A 13,893-nucleotide genomic window follows, 5' to 3' on the forward strand; every position below is an offset into this window, starting at 1 on the left:
GCCCGTGGCCAACGATCACCGGGCAAGCGCCCAGCGCAGCACATCGATCGCCACGATGACGACGAGACTTGCCCCCATCACCGGCAGGGCGAGCCCTAACAGCACCAGAAGCATGATCAGGCTCAGTTGTGCCACGCGCGGCAACATGATGAACAGCGCGGTCACGGTCTGAGCCTGGTTGACCGTCGTGCTTCTGACGCGCTGCCACCACATGCGATACCCCCACACCACCAGAAACACAAGCGCGGCGGCAAACAGTGCCAGCACCAGCTGGTTGACGAGCCCGAACAGCACGCCCATGTGCAGGTCGATCCCCCAGCGCGTGAGTTTTGCCGCCAGCGGAAAGGTGGTGAAGTCGGTCTGGTCGAGAACGCGCATGTCGGCAGGGTCGAGCGCGACCTGATCGACCTGGGTCGGCCAGCGGCGGTCGATTTCCGCCACCCGCCAGGCGCGATCGCGGCTCATCGGCGGCTCGATCTGGATACGTTCGGCCATGAGACCCGCACCGCGTGCTACCGCCAGCGCCTGGTCGAACCCTTCGCGGCTGGCAACCCCTGCGACTGGGGCGTGGCTCATTCCGTGATCGGCGTGGGGGTCGGCGTTGGCGGGCTCAGCCGGCACCTCGAGCTGGGTCGAAACGCTCGGCGTGCCCCAGCCCCAGGCGTTACGCAGCTCGGCGATATTGCCTCCGGCCCACTGGGACCAGGTCAGCCCGGTCGCGGAGAAGAACAACAGCCCGACGAGCGCCAGAACGCCTACCGTGGCGTGGTGACGCCGCCGCGCCATGCGCGGGCTGGCGCCCTTGAGCGCCCGGCGCCGGGCGACCCAGAGCACCAGCCCCAGTAGCGCGATGACCCAAAGCCAGGAGGCCGCCAGCTCGCTGTACAATCGGCCGACATCGCCCAGCATCAGCCCGCGGTGAAAGTGATCGATTGCGGTACGAAACGGCAGGATGCCACTGGTGCCATACACCGTCATGTCGCCGCGCACCTCGAGCGTCGCCGGGTCGATGAAAAGGGCACGGTGCTCCGAGGGGCCAAGCGACGGGTCGGCGAACATGACGCGGGTGGTGCCGCCCGCCTCCGGCGCCGGACGCACCGCCGCCGGAAGCCCGGCCTGGCCAGAGGCCACCTGCGCCGCCTGGATCTGACGCGCCAGCGGCTCCCCGGCCTCCTGGCTGCTGGCCGTGAGGGCGTCGCGGTAGAGCCACTCTTCCACCGCGGGCGTCATCACGTACACGATGCCGCTGAGCGCGGCGACGAGAATGAACGGCCCAATCAACAGCCCGATATAAAAGTGCATGCGCATGAACAGTGCAAACAGAAGTTTGCCCGTTCGTCTGGGCGACGAGTTACCTTGCATCGATCCCATGATTCCCTCGTTATTGACGGTTGAACGCATTAGCGCGATGAATGTTCACCGGACGCAGCAAATAAAACGGTATTAAACGATCGGCTTTCACGACATGACGTTATCGCTGACATCGATACGCTCGCCGCGGCGATATGCCGCCGACGCCTTTCACGCCCGATGGCAACCGGATGCTAGACTGGCGCTTTCCTGTCACTGCCGGAGCTCACCACGTGCCGATGCCGCTCCTCTGTCCACCACGCTCGCAGCGCTATTGCTTGGCGCTGGCGTGTCTGGCCATGACGCTGCTGTTCGTCGGCCCGCTGATCTCGCAGTTTCAGGCCGGCCATCACGGTTCTGCACATCAGGACACGGGCCACCATCACGCTCAGCACGACCACGCAGCGTCGCACCATGGCACTGCAAAGCATCATCAAACCGCCGGCGCTGAGGATCTATCGAACTGGCACGTGCTGTGCGGCTACTGCGAACTCTGGCAACACACGCCGACGCTGTTTCTCCGCCTGCCGGACATCGCGCGACAGGCGTTCGTCCCCCGTCAGGGCGGTTTCATCGCGCCCTCTATCGGGACACTTCGTCAGTCCAACTATCCACACGCCTTGACCCGCGGACCGCCCGTTTTCGCGCATTGCGAGTTTCAAACGAACTGCAATGACGACCGAGATTCTAAAGCGTTGAACCAGAAAACCAATAGCGCCTTTTGACTTTTTAAACGTCAATCAAGGTGGCGTTTTATTACGTTCAAAAGTTACTTTTAACACTCAACTTCAATACTTCAGAGCGCTATAAAAAACGGTCTACAAGGTCACTCGGTCGTTTCTTTATCCAGGGTTTACGTTTTCTAAAGCAACAAAAAAACCGCATCCGAAGATGCGGTCATGGCATGCTATAGATACCCTACTCCCAGACAGCGCCTGCCAGGGCATCAAGAGGAATTTTCAAGTAGCGCTGGCCGTTGGCTTCCGGCGGAGGCAGCCGCCCACCTTGGACGTTCACTTGCAGCGCATGGAGGATCAGTTTCGGCATGGGCAGCGTCTTGTCCCGCGCCAGTCTGAGCTCGACGAACGCCGCCTCGCGGTTGTCGCTCAGGTGCGGGTTGTTCGCGCGCTGCTCGGCCACGCGGCTCTCCCACTGCGGCGCCCGGCCGCCGGGCATGTAGTCGTGCCCGGTAAACAGACGCGTTTCGCCGGGCAGGGCCAGGATCGCCTGGATGGAGTGCCAGAGCGCTCGCGCATCGCCCCCGGGAAAATCCGCCCGGGCGCTGCCGGTGTCCGGCTGGAACAGCGTATCGTGAATGAACGCCGCATCGCCCACCACGTAGGTGATCGAGGCCAGCGTATGGCCCGGCGAATGCATTACCCGGGCCTTTAGCCCACCGATCTCGAAGGTGTCGCCCTCGGCGAAGAGCCGGTCCCACTGGCGCCCATCTGCCGGCATTTCCGGCCAATGGTAGATCTCCTTCCACAGCGCCTGCACTTCGGTCACGTGCTCGCCGATGGCCGTCGGCGCGCCAGTCTTCGCCTTCAGGTACTGCGCCGCGGAGAAGTGATCCGCGTGAGGGTGGGTATCCAGAATCCACTCGACGCGCAGTTGATGCCTGGCCACGTAAGCCAGGAGCTCGTCGGCGTGGTGGGTAGCGGTGGCGCCGGACTTCTCGTCGAAATCCAGCACCGGATCGATGATCGCGCAGGCACGGGTGGCCGGATCGCTGACGATGTACTGGATGCTGCCGGTACGCGGATCATAGAACCCCGCCACCTCGGGCGAGCCGGCGCCGGTGCTGGTGGAGCGAGCGAATGTGTTCATTAAGCGGCCTCGTGCGGATCGGGACGGTGGGCTTAGACTAGCATGAGGGGGAGTGTCGCTATAACCATAGTACCGGGCGCTATAAAAACCTCTTACGCCCGATCTTCATGTGAAAGGAAAACCATCTAGCAGATCATGAAAGATAAAGAGACATGACATCTGATCAAAACTTTTTTTCCAGCGCAAAGCGCAGCTGATGCTGGCCGTCGACCGACACGCTTTCCATGAACATGGCCAGCGGGCGTACCCATAGGCCGTAGTCGCCGTAGAGCGCGCGATAGACGACGAGCGGTTCTTCGCTTTCGCTGTGAAGGGCGGTGCCGGTGACTTCGTACAGCGCACCTTTATAGTGGCGGTAGATGCCGGGGGCGGGGGTCATGGTGCATTCTCCTCTGAGGAGGCGTCGGGTTGTGCCGCTTTTCTGGCCAGGCGCTCGAGCACTTTAGAGGCGGCGACGAAGCCGAAGGTGCCGGTGACGAAGGTGGCCGCACCGAAGCCCGAGGCGCAGTCGAGCCGGGTGGCCTCACCACTACCGGGTTTTTGCAGGCACACTTCACCGTCGCTGCCCGGATAGACCAGCTGCTCGTCGGAGAAGACGCAGGCCACCGAGAAGCGGCGCTTGGGATTACGCGAGAAGCCGTAGTCGCGGCGAAGGCGCGAGCGCACCTTGGCCAGTAGCGGGTCGTGCTCGGTGCGGGTCAGATCCGCAACTTGAATGCGAGTCGGGTCGGTTTGCCCGCCGGCTGCGCCGGTCACGATGATCGGAAGCTTCTGGCGCTTGCACCAGCTGATCAGCGCGGCCTTGGCGATCACGCTGTCGATGGCGTCGACCACGTAGTCGGCGCTCTCTGGAATGCGAACATTCAGATTTGTCGGCGTGACGAAAGCAGCGTCGGCGACGATCTCGATCCCAGGGTTGATCAACCGGCAGCGCTCAGCGAGCACCTCGACCTTGGGCTTACCGATGGTGCCATCGAGGGCGTGCAGTTGGCGATTGACGTTGGAGGTGCAGACGTCGTCGAGATCGATCAGCGTGAGCTTGCCTATTCCTGAGCGCGCCAGTGCCTCCGCCGCCCAGCTGCCCACCCCACCCACGCCCACCACCACCACGTGCGCCTGACGAAAGGCACTCGCCGCGCGCTGGCCGTAAAGGCGACGAATGCCGCCGAAGCGAAAGTCGTAATCGGATGACTCGGTCAAGGGTGTCTTTCTCCTGTAGCGGGGTCGCGTGAACGAGCCGCGTCCCGGGGCGTCAGTGTCACCTGGTCCTGCGGCAGGTGGCCGACCCAGCCCAGGCGCTCGAACAGCGCCGTCAGAACCGGGTCGAGCGCGCCGCTCACCTCCAGGCGCTGATCGCGACACGGATGGTCGAAGACCAGGTGGATGGCCGCCAGCAGCAGTCTCGGGGCGGCGAGATGCTCGGCGAAGAAGCGGTTGTGCACGCTCTTGCCGTGCTTGGCGTCGCCGATGATCGGGTAGCCGCGCCGGGAAAGGTGGCGACGAATCTGGTGGCGGCGCCCGGTCTGCGGGTGTGCCCGCACCAGCGAATAGCGTGCCACCGGGTAGCGGTCGACCTGAACCGGCAGCTCCACGCTGTCCAGGCGCTGAATGTCGGTACGCGCGGGCATCGCCGGCATTTCCGCCTTGGGGCGGCTGCCGTCCTCCTCACGCAGCGGGTAGTCGAGGGTTTCCGCTTCCGGCGCCTTGCCACGCACCACCGCAAGATAATGCTTGTCCACCTCACGCTCGCTGAAGGCCTGGCTCAGCCGTGCCGCCGCCGAGGACGACAGCGCCATCACCATCACGCCCGCGGTAGGGCGGTCCAGCCGATGCACCGGGTAGACACGCTGGCCGAGCTGATCGCGCAGTTGCTGAACGAGGAAGGTGGTCTCGCCGCGGGCGAGCTTCGAGCGATGCACCAGCAGCCCGGCGGGCTTGTAGAGCACGACCAGGTGTTCGTCCTGAAAGAGAATGCGTAGGGGCGTCATTGCCAGCCTCGTTGAAAACTGGCGCCATTGTCGCGGCTTCAAGCGCGCTTGTCACCCGACGAGAAGCGTTCGGCGACGGTGGCATAGCCTGGCTCGAGCAGCTACCTTTCAAGGGCACCCTTTCGGGGCTTCCATGGAACAGGATTAAGGAGAACAGACGATGCGTTTAGCCACTCCCTTGACTGCCATCACCGCGGCGCTGTTGCTGGCCACCACCGCCCATGCCCAGAGCAGCGATTCGCTCGAGGTCAACATGCACGACGTCACCGCCGACGGCGTGGGCGAAGCGATGGGCACCGTGACCATCGAGAGCTCGGAGTTCGGCGGCGTGATGCTTACCCCGTCCGTCACTGGTCTCGAGCCCGGCATCTACGGCTTTCACCTGCACCAGAACCCGAGCTGCGAGCCGGCCGAGGACGACGACGGTGAAATGGCCGCCGCTCAGGCCGCCGGTGGCCACTACGACCCGGAGGGCACCGAGACCCACCAGGGCCCCTATGGTGAAGGCCACCTGGGCGACTTGCCGGTACTCACCGTCAATGAGGACGGCGAAGCCAACCTGCCGGTACTCGCGCCGCGCTTGAGCATGGAGGACATGACCGACCGCGCCCTGATCATCCACGAAGGCGGTGACACCTACGCGGACGAACCGCACCTGGGCGGCGGCGGCGCGCGCATGCTGTGCGGCGTGACCCCCGCCTCCTGAGTCGTTGTCGGCATCGCACCCTCGAGACGGGCAGCCACGCGCTGCCCGTCTTGCGTTTGTGGCCACAGGATCGTCCTGAGGAAACTAAAGTCGTAGAGCGAATCTTGGCGTGAATCGGTACATTCGGCGAGTGTCGCCAGGCGTCTGTCCTAGCGCTGGCAAGTGGTTATCTTCTCTGACTAACCTACATCGAGTATCTCAATGATTACCTTCATCGCCTCCATACTGCTTTTGATCGTGGGTTACTTCACCTACGGCAAGTTCGTGGATCGGGTGTTCGTGGCCGATCGCAAGCGCCCGACCCCCGCCTTCAGCATGCGTGACGACATCGACTACGTGCCGATGAACACCACGCGAAACTCGCTGATCCAGCTACTCAACATCGCCGGTGTCGGCCCGATTTTCGGCCCCATACTCGGTGCGCTTTACGGCCCCGTGGCCTTCGTGTGGATCGTGGTGGGCTGCATCTTCGCGGGTGCCGTACACGACTACCTCACCGGCATGATCTCGATTCGCAACCACGGGGCGCACCTGCCGCAGCTCGCGGGCAAGTTCCTGGGCAAGGCGATGAAGCACGTGGTCAACGGTTTCGCGCTGCTGCTTTTGCTGCTGGTGGGCACGGTGTTCGTTACTTCGCCGGCCACGCTTCTGGCCAACATGACGTCCCTGTCACTGCTCGCCATCACCCTGGTCATCTTCGCCTACTACCTGATCGCCACGCTGTTGCCGATCGACAAGGTGATCGGGCGCATCTACCCCTACTTCGGGGCGCTCTTGCTGTTCAGCGCCGCCGGTATCGGTATCGGCCTGGTCGTCACCGGCGCGCCTATCCCTGAGCTTTCGTTCCAGAACATGCACCCGGATGGCGCGCCGATCTTCCCGCTGCTGTTTCTGACCATCTCCTGCGGCGCGCTTTCCGGCTTTCACGCCACGCAAACCCCGATCATTTCGCGCACCACGGAGAACGAAACCAGCGGCCGGCGTATCTTCTACGGCATGATGATCACCGAAGGCGTGATCGCGATGATCTGGGCCGCCGCCGCCATGAGCCTGTTCTACGGCGACCAGTCGCTGTCCGACGTGCTGGCCGCGGGTGGCCCCGCCGCAGTGGTGAGCGAAGTCTCCGTGACCATGCTGGGCGCGGTAGGCGGTACGCTCGCCATCCTCGGCGTCATCGTTCTGCCGATCACCTCCGGCGATACGGCGTTTCGTAGCGCCCGGATGATCATCGCGGATTACCTGAAGATCGCCCAGAAGCCGATCGCCAAGCGCCTGATGATCGCCCTGCCGCTGTTCGTGATCTCCTACGCGCTGACCCACATGGACTTCACGCTCTTGTGGCGCTACTTCTCCTGGGCGAACCAGACCACCGCAGTCATCGCACTGTGGGTCGCCACCATGTACCTGGTGCTGTCGCGCAAGCCCTACCTGATCACGGCCATTCCGGCGGTATTCATGACCATGGCGACCTTCACGTACCTGGCCTTCGCGCCGATCGGCTTCGGCTTGCCGCTGCAGATGAGCTACGTGGTCGCCGCACTCGGCACCCTGATCTGCATCGCGCTGTTCATGAAGCGGGTGCGTCGCTTGAGTCGCGCCACCTTCACCGTGGACGAGCCGGTACCCCAGACGGGGCAAGGGCTGGCCGGTTTCGCTGCCAGCGAACGCTGATCTCCATAGTACTGCTCTGTTCTGCCCGGCCCCGCGCCGGGCAGTCTCTTTTCACCGCATGATGGGCCATTTTCTTCATTCAGCGCTACGCGGTATCCAGGTCTTCAAGCGGTATTCTCTGCCCATCCCCGTCTTTTTATTCACGTTGACGCGTTTGCCAAGCTACGCACGTCAAACTAGGCACTTCTCGATACCTCATTTTTATTAAGTATCCGGCATGTGTGTCTTTACTTACATCATGAGTAGTCGGCCAAGGCGATTAAGCAAACGCATAATTTCTTCCCACCGATTTCCGCTTGATGCAGGTTATTAATTCTTTCTAGTCCACCTGCCAGTATCGAGAGTGAAGCGAGTGCTCGCTTCTGACGAAACGCTAACGTCAATGGCTTCTCCGGCTGGAGAAGTGACACCCGAGGCGCGCCTCGGCCCGTTACTATGGAGAGTAAAATGTTTCATCACTCATCAAAGCTTCAATATCCGGTCAAGGTCGACAAGCCCAACCCCCAGTTCGCCATGCTGCTGCAACAGGCGATCGGCGGCATCGAGGGCGAAATCCGCGTGGCCATGCAGTACTTCTTCCAGGCGATGGGCGCGCGCGGCGATGACCGTATCCGCGACATGCTGATGTCCACCGCCACCGAAGAGCTGTCGCACATCGAGATGCTCGGCCACGCGGTGGCGCTGAACCTGGAAGGCGCGCCGGTTTCCTACCAGGAAGAAACCGCCAAGGATCCGGTCATGAACGCCATCCTGGGTGGCGCCAATCCGCGCCACCTGCTCTCTTCGGGGCTTTCCGCGATGCCGGTCAACGCCAACGGCGTGCCCTTCGACATGAGCCACGTCTACGCCACCGGCAACATCGGTGCCGACATGATGGCCAACGTGGCGGCGGAGTCCGGCGGTCGCGTGCTGGCGACGCGCCTCTACAACTGGACCGACGACCACGGCATGAAGGACTTCCTATCGTTTCTGATTGCCCGGGACACCTATCACCAGCAGCAGTGGCTGGCAATCATCGAGGAGCTCGGCGGTATGCAGGCGCAGTTGCCAATTCCCAACTCGACGCCCGAAGAGCACGAGGCAACGGAGCACTCCTACTACTACCTCAATACCCTGCTAGACAAGGACGCGCCCAAGGGGCGCTGGGGCGAAGGCCCGTCGCTGGATGGCCGCAGCCAGTACTCGATCAAGAACACCCCGGAACCGCTGGGCCAAGAGCCCTCGTTGGGCGGCGCCAAGCCGAACTCCGGCGCGCAGACCGATCAGGTCGACCCGGCCAAGTAAGCCTTGGCCGCGCACGAAAAAAAACCCCGAACCAGGTTCGGGGTTTTCGTCGTTCAGGTACTTAACGACTCATTCGTAAGACTGGTCGCCGGCCACGTGCATCTGGCGCTGCATGTAGTTCTGAATACCGACCTTGTCGATCAGGCTGAGCTCGGTCTCGATGTGATCGATATGCTCTTCTTCGTCCGCCAGCAGGTCGCGCAGCATATCCCGGGTCACGTAATCCTTGACGCTTTCACAGTAGGTGATCGCTTCGATGTAGTCGTTGCGGCCGTCGTGCTCGATCTTGAGATCGCACTCGAGCATTTCCTTGACGTTCTCGCCGATGTGCAGCTTGCCCAGGTCCTGCAGGTTGGGAATGCCTTCGAGAAACAGGATACGCTCGATGATCTTGTCGGCGTGCTGCATCTCTTCGATGGACTCATCGTACTCCCACTTGGCCAGCGCCTTGAGGCCCCAGTCCTTGTACATCTTGGCGTGCAGGAAGTACTGATTGATCGCGACCAGTTCGTTACCGAGTGCGATATTGAGATGCTCAATGACCTTGGGATCGCCTTTCATACGTCACCTTCGTTGTAGTACTGCCGTTGTAGTACTGCCATTGTTGTCGCAGCAGGTTATTCGGACAATCAAGCAGTTACGTCGATAAAGCAGCGGGGCTTCGCAGAACCCGCCGCGGGGTGACTGAAAGTATAGAGCAGGCATCAAAAAACACAAGAAAATCAGTTGCTTGTTAAAAGCAACTCAAACAATAGTGATTCGCGTCATACGGCGTAAGCGAGTCCCATGTCTGCCTGGGCACGAACCTCCTGCACGGCTTCGCGGGTAATCGACTTGCCAAGACAGGCACACTTGCCGCACTGGGTAGCGCAGCCCGTCGCCTCGCGAACTTCGCGCCAGCTGCGCGCGCCTTCGCTCACTTCGCGGCGAATTCGATGGTCGGTCACACCTTTGCACACACATACGTACATGACATTACCTCATGAAATCCATGCGGTGAATGTAAATGATTCGCATACATCTTATCAAGTAGAAACGAATCCCCTTTGCAATCGATTTTCGGTGACACCATGATTTATCGTCGCAGGACAAACGCTTGGCATTTTTACCGCGTGCGGGAATAGCAACAAAAAGGCCGCTACATGAGCGACCCAATGACGAGATAACGAGTGATCAGCCGTTGCGGCGCAGGAAGTGAATGCCGACCAGCGCGCACACCAGGGTGGGAACCAGCACCGCCCAGACCGGCGAGAAGCCGAAGATGGTCGAGGCCGGCGCCAGGAGATCCTGGATGTACTTGAATACCAGCCCCGTCACCACGCCGTAGAACACCCGGGTGCCGGCGGCCACGCTGCGCAGCGGTCCGAACACGAAAGAGGCAGCGATGAGGACCAAAGACGCCATGGTGAACGGCATCAGCACCTTCTGCCAGAAATAGAGAAGCGGCTGCGCGGCGCTTTGTCCCTGTGCCTGCAGGTAGTGAGCGTAGGCCCACAGCTCGCTGGGCGCCTGGCTTTCGATATCGCGCAGGAGCCGTTCGAGCTGGGTCGGGGTGAGATCGGTTTCCCACACCATCCGAGCCTGGTGCTCCGACTCGGTATGATCCTCGTAGATGCGCGTGGTGTTGACGTTCTCGAGCTGCCAGCGCCCCTCCTCCCAGTGGGCCCGGGCGGCTCGGGTCGCTTCCACCAGGCGGCGCTCGTCGAAACGGTAGCGAGTCAGGTCGAGCACCACGTTGTCGGCGCGAATGGCGCCGAACCGGTAGACGCTGTCGCCCTCGAACTGCCAGCCACTGCGGCTTTGGAGCATGGCGCTCTCGCCCTGGCGCTGCTCGAGCCGCCAGGCCTCGGCGAACTGTTCGGTCCTGGGGCTCACGAACTCGGCCACCAGCAGCACCACCGCCACCACCAGCAGCACCGGCTTCATGACGCCCCACACGATGCGCGCCAGCGAGCGCCCGGCGGCGCGCATCACCGTAAGCTCGTTGCTGGACGCCATGGTACCCATGCCGATCAGCGCGCCGATCAGCACCGCCACCGGCGCATACTGGTAGAACCGCCAGGGCAGGCGCATCAATAGATACAGCAGCACGTCGAGCGCCGAGTAGTTGCCTTGGGTATCACCCAGATCACCGATGTAGGCGATGGTGATATCGAGTCCCAGCAGCACGAACTGCACGACGATGATCGCCCCGAGGACATTACGCGCGATGTAGCGGTCCAGGCGATCCGCCACGGTCAGTACATTAAGCATTAACGCATTCCCTTACGTTGCGAGCGCCAGATCAGAAGGCCTCCCAGCACCAAGAAGAGTCCGTGCACCGGCCACACGCCGACCGCGCTTGGCAGCGAACCGCCGCCGATGGCGTCCACGGCGGCCAGCAGCAGGCTCAAGTACGCCACGTAGAGAAACACCGCCGGCAGCAGCTTGGCGAAACGCCCCTGGCGCGGGTTGACCCGTGACAGCGGCTGGGCGAGCAGCGCCAGGATGAAGACCATCAGCGGTAGCCCCGCGCGCCACTGGAACTGCGCCTGGGCGCGTGGGTCGGGGTCGTTCCAGAGCTCGGCGGTGGTGGCGAACTCGAGCGAATCGAGCTCCTGACGATTACGGCTCAAGCCCAGGCGCAGGGTGTAGCGCTCGAAGGTAAGACGCTCGGCCTCGCGGCGCCCCGGCGTTACGCCGTAGCGCTCGCCCTCCTCGAGAATCAGAAAGCGGCTGCCGGTCTCGACGCGGGTTTCCTGGTGCCCGGTGCGCGCCCGCGTCACGTAGCTATGGGTGTTGTCACTGTCCGGGTCGGCCTGCTCGTGTACCAGCACTTCCTGCATCTCGGTGCCGTCGCTGCTGAAGTCGCTGATATAGGCGGTGCGGCCGCTGCCGAAGGATTGAAAACGCCCGGGCGCCAGCACCGAGACGTCGAGCCGGCTCTGCTGTTCCTCGATGGTCGCCTCGTTGAGAAGCGCCCCGGCCGGGGTCAGCCACAGGCTGCAAAGCCCTACCATGACGGCGACAATGGAGGCCGGCAAGAGTGTGACGCGCAGAAGCCGCGTGGGGCTCATGCCGCAGGCGACCATCACGGTGATTTCGCTGTTCATGTAGAGCTGCCCGTAGGCGAGCAGGATGCCCAGGAAAAACGCCAGCGGCAGGATCAGCTCCATGAACCCCGGCAGGTGGTAGAACATCAGGCTGCCCAAGATGGTGACAGGAAAATCGCCCTCCGCCGCGGAAGCGAAGTAGCGGATGAAGCGGCTTCCCATGATCACCAGCATCAGGATACCGGCGACCGCCGACATCGTGAGCAACACTTCTCGAGTCAAGTACCGAAATAAAATCAACGCGCTCTCCGGCTAATCCTGCAGGTCGCCATGCAATGCGCTCATGGCTTGGGTACACTGATCCACCTAATGATCGCGATATTATCCCGAATCACTCGATGCTTGTCTTGTTGGAGACGTCATGGAATTTTCCGTTCAGACCGCCAATCCTGCCAAAGCCGAAACGGCATGCCTCGTCCTGCCCGTCTATAAAGATAGCGAGTTATTGCCCGCCGTGGCGAAATTGGACGACGCGAGCGAGCGGCTGATCGGACAACTGCTCGAACGCGGCGACTTCGACGCCGCGCTGGGCAACACCCAACTGATTCCCTTCGCCCCGGGCCTGGGTGCCGAGCGCCTTTTGCTGGTGGGCCTGGGCACCCGCGAGAAGTGCCAGGAAGCGGCGCTGATCAAGGCGCTGGACGCGGCCATGGCGGCGCTCGTAAAGCTTCCCGTCGACGAGGCCAGTGTCGCCTTCACCGACGTGCCGCTCGAGCGCGACACCGCCTGGAAGGCGCGCAAGACCCTGGAAGCCGCCGAGCGCGCGGTCTACCGCTTCGACCGCTTCAAGTCCGCCCCGGCGCCCAAGCCGGCGCTCGAGAAGATCACCCTGATCGTCAGCGACGCCGCCCAGGCCAGCGCCGCCCAGCAGGGCGCGCGGGTCGGCGTTGCCATCGGCCAGGGCATCAACCTGGCGCGCACCCTGGGCAACCTGCCGGGCAATGTCTGCACGCCGCGCTACCTGGCCGAGCAGGCCGAGGCGCTGGGTAACGCCTCTAAAGGAGCGCTTGCGGTGGAGGTTCTCGACGAACAAGCGCTCGAGGCGCTCGGCGCGGGCTCACTGCTCAGCGTGGGCCGGGGCAGCGCCGAGCCGTCGCGACTGATCGTCATGCAGTACCAGGGCGCCGAGAACCCGAGTGAGGCCCCCCACGTGCTGGTGGGCAAGGGCATCACCTTCGATACCGGCGGCATTTCGCTCAAGCCCGGCGAAGGCATGGACGAGATGAAGTTCGACATGGGGGGCGCCGCCGGCGTGTTCGGTACCGTCCAGGCGGTGCTAGCGATCAAGCCGAAGATCAACGCGGTGTTCATCGTCGCCGCCGCCGAGAACATGCCCGATGGCGCCGCCACCAAGCCCGGCGACATCATAAAGACCCTGAAAGGCTTGACGGTGGAAGTGCTCAACACCGATGCCGAGGGGCGGCTGGTGCTGTGTGACGCGCTGACCTATGCCGAGCGCTTTGCGCCTGCCAGCGTCATCGACATCGCCACGCTCACAGGTGCTGCCATCGTGGCACTCGGCCACCACGCCACCGGCCTGCTTTCCAACGACGACGATCTGGCCCTCGATGTGCTCGATGCCGGCGAATCCGCCTGGGACCGCGCCTGGCACCTGCCGCTGTGGGACGAGTACCAGGAGCAGCTCGACTCCAACTTCGCGGACCTCGCCAACATCGGCGGGCGCCCGGCGGGGACCATCACCGCGGCGTGCTTTCTGTCGCGCTTCGCCGAGCACTTCCCCTGGGCGCACCTGGATATCGCCGGTACCGCCTGGCATTCCGGCAAGCAGAAAGGCGCCACTGGCCGCCCGGTGGGGCTTCTAACCCAGTACCTGCTGGATCGCGAAGCCGACGCCGAGGTGGAAACCGAGACAAAATAGCCGCCTTGGCCGGTTAACGGTTGCCTTTCGCCAGCACAACCGTTAAATCTGAACGTCATGAGACGCCCGCACGCGCGGGCGTCTTTCCCCTTTTGA

At 62.8% G+C, this 13,893-nt stretch carries 14 protein-coding genes; 5 read left to right on the forward strand and 9 right to left on the reverse strand.

Annotated elements, in window-relative coordinates:
* Positions 1–15: 15 nt before the first annotated feature.
* A complete protein-coding gene (locus tag GEV37_RS08050; RefSeq protein ID WP_338035117.1) occupies positions 16–1,371 on the reverse strand; it encodes a PepSY-associated TM helix domain-containing protein in 1,356 nt (451 codons plus the stop codon).
* A gap of 218 nt (positions 1,372–1,589) precedes the next feature.
* On the opposite strand from GEV37_RS08050, the gene GEV37_RS08055 reads away from it, so the two are divergent.
* A complete protein-coding gene (locus GEV37_RS08055) occupies positions 1,590–2,075 on the forward strand; it encodes a DUF2946 domain-containing protein (protein ID WP_264477736.1) in 486 nt (161 codons plus the stop codon).
* A 193-nt stretch (positions 2,076–2,268) separates the two neighbouring features.
* On the opposite strand, the gene GEV37_RS08060 is transcribed toward GEV37_RS08055, so the two are convergent.
* The 4 genes from GEV37_RS08060 to GEV37_RS08075 form a co-directional block, all read right to left on the reverse strand.
* The gene (locus GEV37_RS08060; protein ID WP_227389713.1) at positions 2,269–3,177 is read right to left on the reverse strand and encodes an MBL fold metallo-hydrolase; all 909 of its coding nucleotides are present in this window, start codon (positions 3,175–3,177) and stop codon (positions 2,269–2,271) included.
* Positions 3,178–3,340: 163 nt separating this feature from the next.
* The gene (locus tag GEV37_RS08065; protein ID WP_227389714.1) at positions 3,341–3,556 is read right to left on the reverse strand and encodes a DUF1653 domain-containing protein; all 216 of its coding nucleotides are present in this window, start codon (positions 3,554–3,556) and stop codon (positions 3,341–3,343) included.
* Positions 3,553–4,377 carry a tRNA cyclic N6-threonylcarbamoyladenosine(37) synthase TcdA gene (tcdA, locus tag GEV37_RS08070; protein ID WP_227389715.1) on the reverse strand — a complete coding sequence of 275 codons (825 nt, stop codon included), beginning with the start codon at positions 4,375–4,377 and terminating at the stop codon, positions 3,553–3,555. Before tcdA ends, GEV37_RS08065 begins: the two co-directional genes overlap by 4 nt.
* The gene (locus tag GEV37_RS08075; protein WP_227389716.1) at positions 4,374–5,165 is read right to left on the reverse strand and encodes a pseudouridine synthase; all 792 of its coding nucleotides are present in this window, start codon (positions 5,163–5,165) and stop codon (positions 4,374–4,376) included. Before GEV37_RS08075 ends, tcdA begins: the two co-directional genes overlap by 4 nt.
* Before the next feature lie 160 nt (positions 5,166–5,325).
* Here GEV37_RS08075 and sodC point away from each other — a divergent pair, with 160 nt between their 5' ends.
* The 3 genes from sodC (at position 5,326) to GEV37_RS08090 (ending at position 8,826) form a co-directional block, all read left to right on the forward strand.
* Positions 5,326–5,871, forward strand: coding sequence for a superoxide dismutase family protein (sodC, locus tag GEV37_RS08080; protein WP_227389717.1), 546 nt, complete (start codon positions 5,326–5,328; stop codon positions 5,869–5,871).
* 201 nt (positions 5,872–6,072) lie between these two features.
* Positions 6,073–7,542 (forward strand): carbon starvation CstA family protein, encoded by a 1,470-nt coding sequence (locus GEV37_RS08085; protein WP_227389718.1) that lies wholly within the window; start codon positions 6,073–6,075, stop codon positions 7,540–7,542.
* A gap of 447 nt (positions 7,543–7,989) precedes the next feature.
* A complete protein-coding gene (locus tag GEV37_RS08090; protein WP_227389719.1) occupies positions 7,990–8,826 on the forward strand; it encodes a manganese catalase family protein in 837 nt (278 codons plus the stop codon).
* Positions 8,827–8,895: 69 nt separating this feature from the next.
* On the opposite strand, the gene bfr is transcribed toward GEV37_RS08090, so the two are convergent.
* The 4 genes from bfr to lptF all read right to left on the reverse strand — a co-directional run bounded on the left by bfr (position 8,896) and on the right by lptF (position 12,158).
* Complete coding sequence (bfr, locus tag GEV37_RS08095; protein ID WP_227389720.1) at positions 8,896–9,387, reverse strand: bacterioferritin; 492 nt, start codon at positions 9,385–9,387, stop codon at positions 8,896–8,898.
* 203 nt (positions 9,388–9,590) lie between these two features.
* Positions 9,591–9,797, reverse strand: coding sequence for a (2Fe-2S)-binding protein (locus GEV37_RS08100; protein WP_227389721.1), 207 nt, complete (start codon positions 9,795–9,797; stop codon positions 9,591–9,593).
* Positions 9,798–9,999: 202 nt separating this feature from the next.
* Complete coding sequence (gene lptG / locus GEV37_RS08105; protein ID WP_227389722.1) at positions 10,000–11,079, reverse strand: LPS export ABC transporter permease LptG; 1,080 nt, start codon at positions 11,077–11,079, stop codon at positions 10,000–10,002.
* A complete protein-coding gene (gene lptF / locus GEV37_RS08110) occupies positions 11,079–12,158 on the reverse strand; it encodes an LPS export ABC transporter permease LptF (RefSeq protein ID WP_227389723.1) in 1,080 nt (359 codons plus the stop codon). Before lptF ends, lptG begins: the two co-directional genes overlap by 1 nt.
* A gap of 121 nt (positions 12,159–12,279) precedes the next feature.
* Between lptF and GEV37_RS08115 the strand changes: the two genes are divergently transcribed.
* On the forward strand, positions 12,280–13,797 hold the full coding sequence (locus tag GEV37_RS08115) for a leucyl aminopeptidase (RefSeq protein WP_227389724.1): 1,518 nt from the start codon (positions 12,280–12,282) through the stop codon (positions 13,795–13,797).
* Positions 13,798–13,893: the final 96 nt, after the last annotated feature.

This window comes from Vreelandella malpeensis (genome assembly GCF_020622355.1).
In the GTDB taxonomy this organism is placed as follows: domain Bacteria; phylum Pseudomonadota; class Gammaproteobacteria; order Pseudomonadales; family Halomonadaceae; genus Vreelandella; species Vreelandella malpeensis.

Excerpts from the sequence above, each read along its gene's own strand:
- GEV37_RS08050 (WP_338035117.1), bottom strand. The coding sequence starts at position 1,371 with ATGGGATCGATGCAAGGTAACTCGTCGCCCAGACGAACGGGCAAACTT.
- GEV37_RS08055 (WP_264477736.1), top strand. The coding sequence starts at position 1,590 with ATGCCGCTCCTCTGTCCACCACGCTCGCAGCGCTATTGCTTGGCGCTG.
- GEV37_RS08060 (WP_227389713.1), bottom strand. The coding sequence starts at position 3,177 with ATGAACACATTCGCTCGCTCCACCAGCACCGGCGCCGGCTCGCCCGAG.
- GEV37_RS08065 (WP_227389714.1), bottom strand. The coding sequence starts at position 3,556 with ATGACCCCCGCCCCCGGCATCTACCGCCACTATAAAGGTGCGCTGTAC.
- GEV37_RS08075 (WP_227389716.1), bottom strand. The coding sequence starts at position 5,165 with ATGACGCCCCTACGCATTCTCTTTCAGGACGAACACCTGGTCGTGCTC.
- sodC (WP_227389717.1), top strand. The coding sequence starts at position 5,326 with ATGCGTTTAGCCACTCCCTTGACTGCCATCACCGCGGCGCTGTTGCTG.
- GEV37_RS08085 (WP_227389718.1), top strand. The coding sequence starts at position 6,073 with ATGATTACCTTCATCGCCTCCATACTGCTTTTGATCGTGGGTTACTTC.
- GEV37_RS08090 (WP_227389719.1), top strand. The coding sequence starts at position 7,990 with ATGTTTCATCACTCATCAAAGCTTCAATATCCGGTCAAGGTCGACAAG.
- bfr (WP_227389720.1), bottom strand. The coding sequence starts at position 9,387 with ATGAAAGGCGATCCCAAGGTCATTGAGCATCTCAATATCGCACTCGGT.
- GEV37_RS08100 (WP_227389721.1), bottom strand. The coding sequence starts at position 9,797 with ATGTACGTATGTGTGTGCAAAGGTGTGACCGACCATCGAATTCGCCGC.
- lptG (WP_227389722.1), bottom strand. The coding sequence starts at position 11,079 with ATGCTTAATGTACTGACCGTGGCGGATCGCCTGGACCGCTACATCGCG.
- GEV37_RS08115 (WP_227389724.1), top strand. The coding sequence starts at position 12,280 with ATGGAATTTTCCGTTCAGACCGCCAATCCTGCCAAAGCCGAAACGGCA.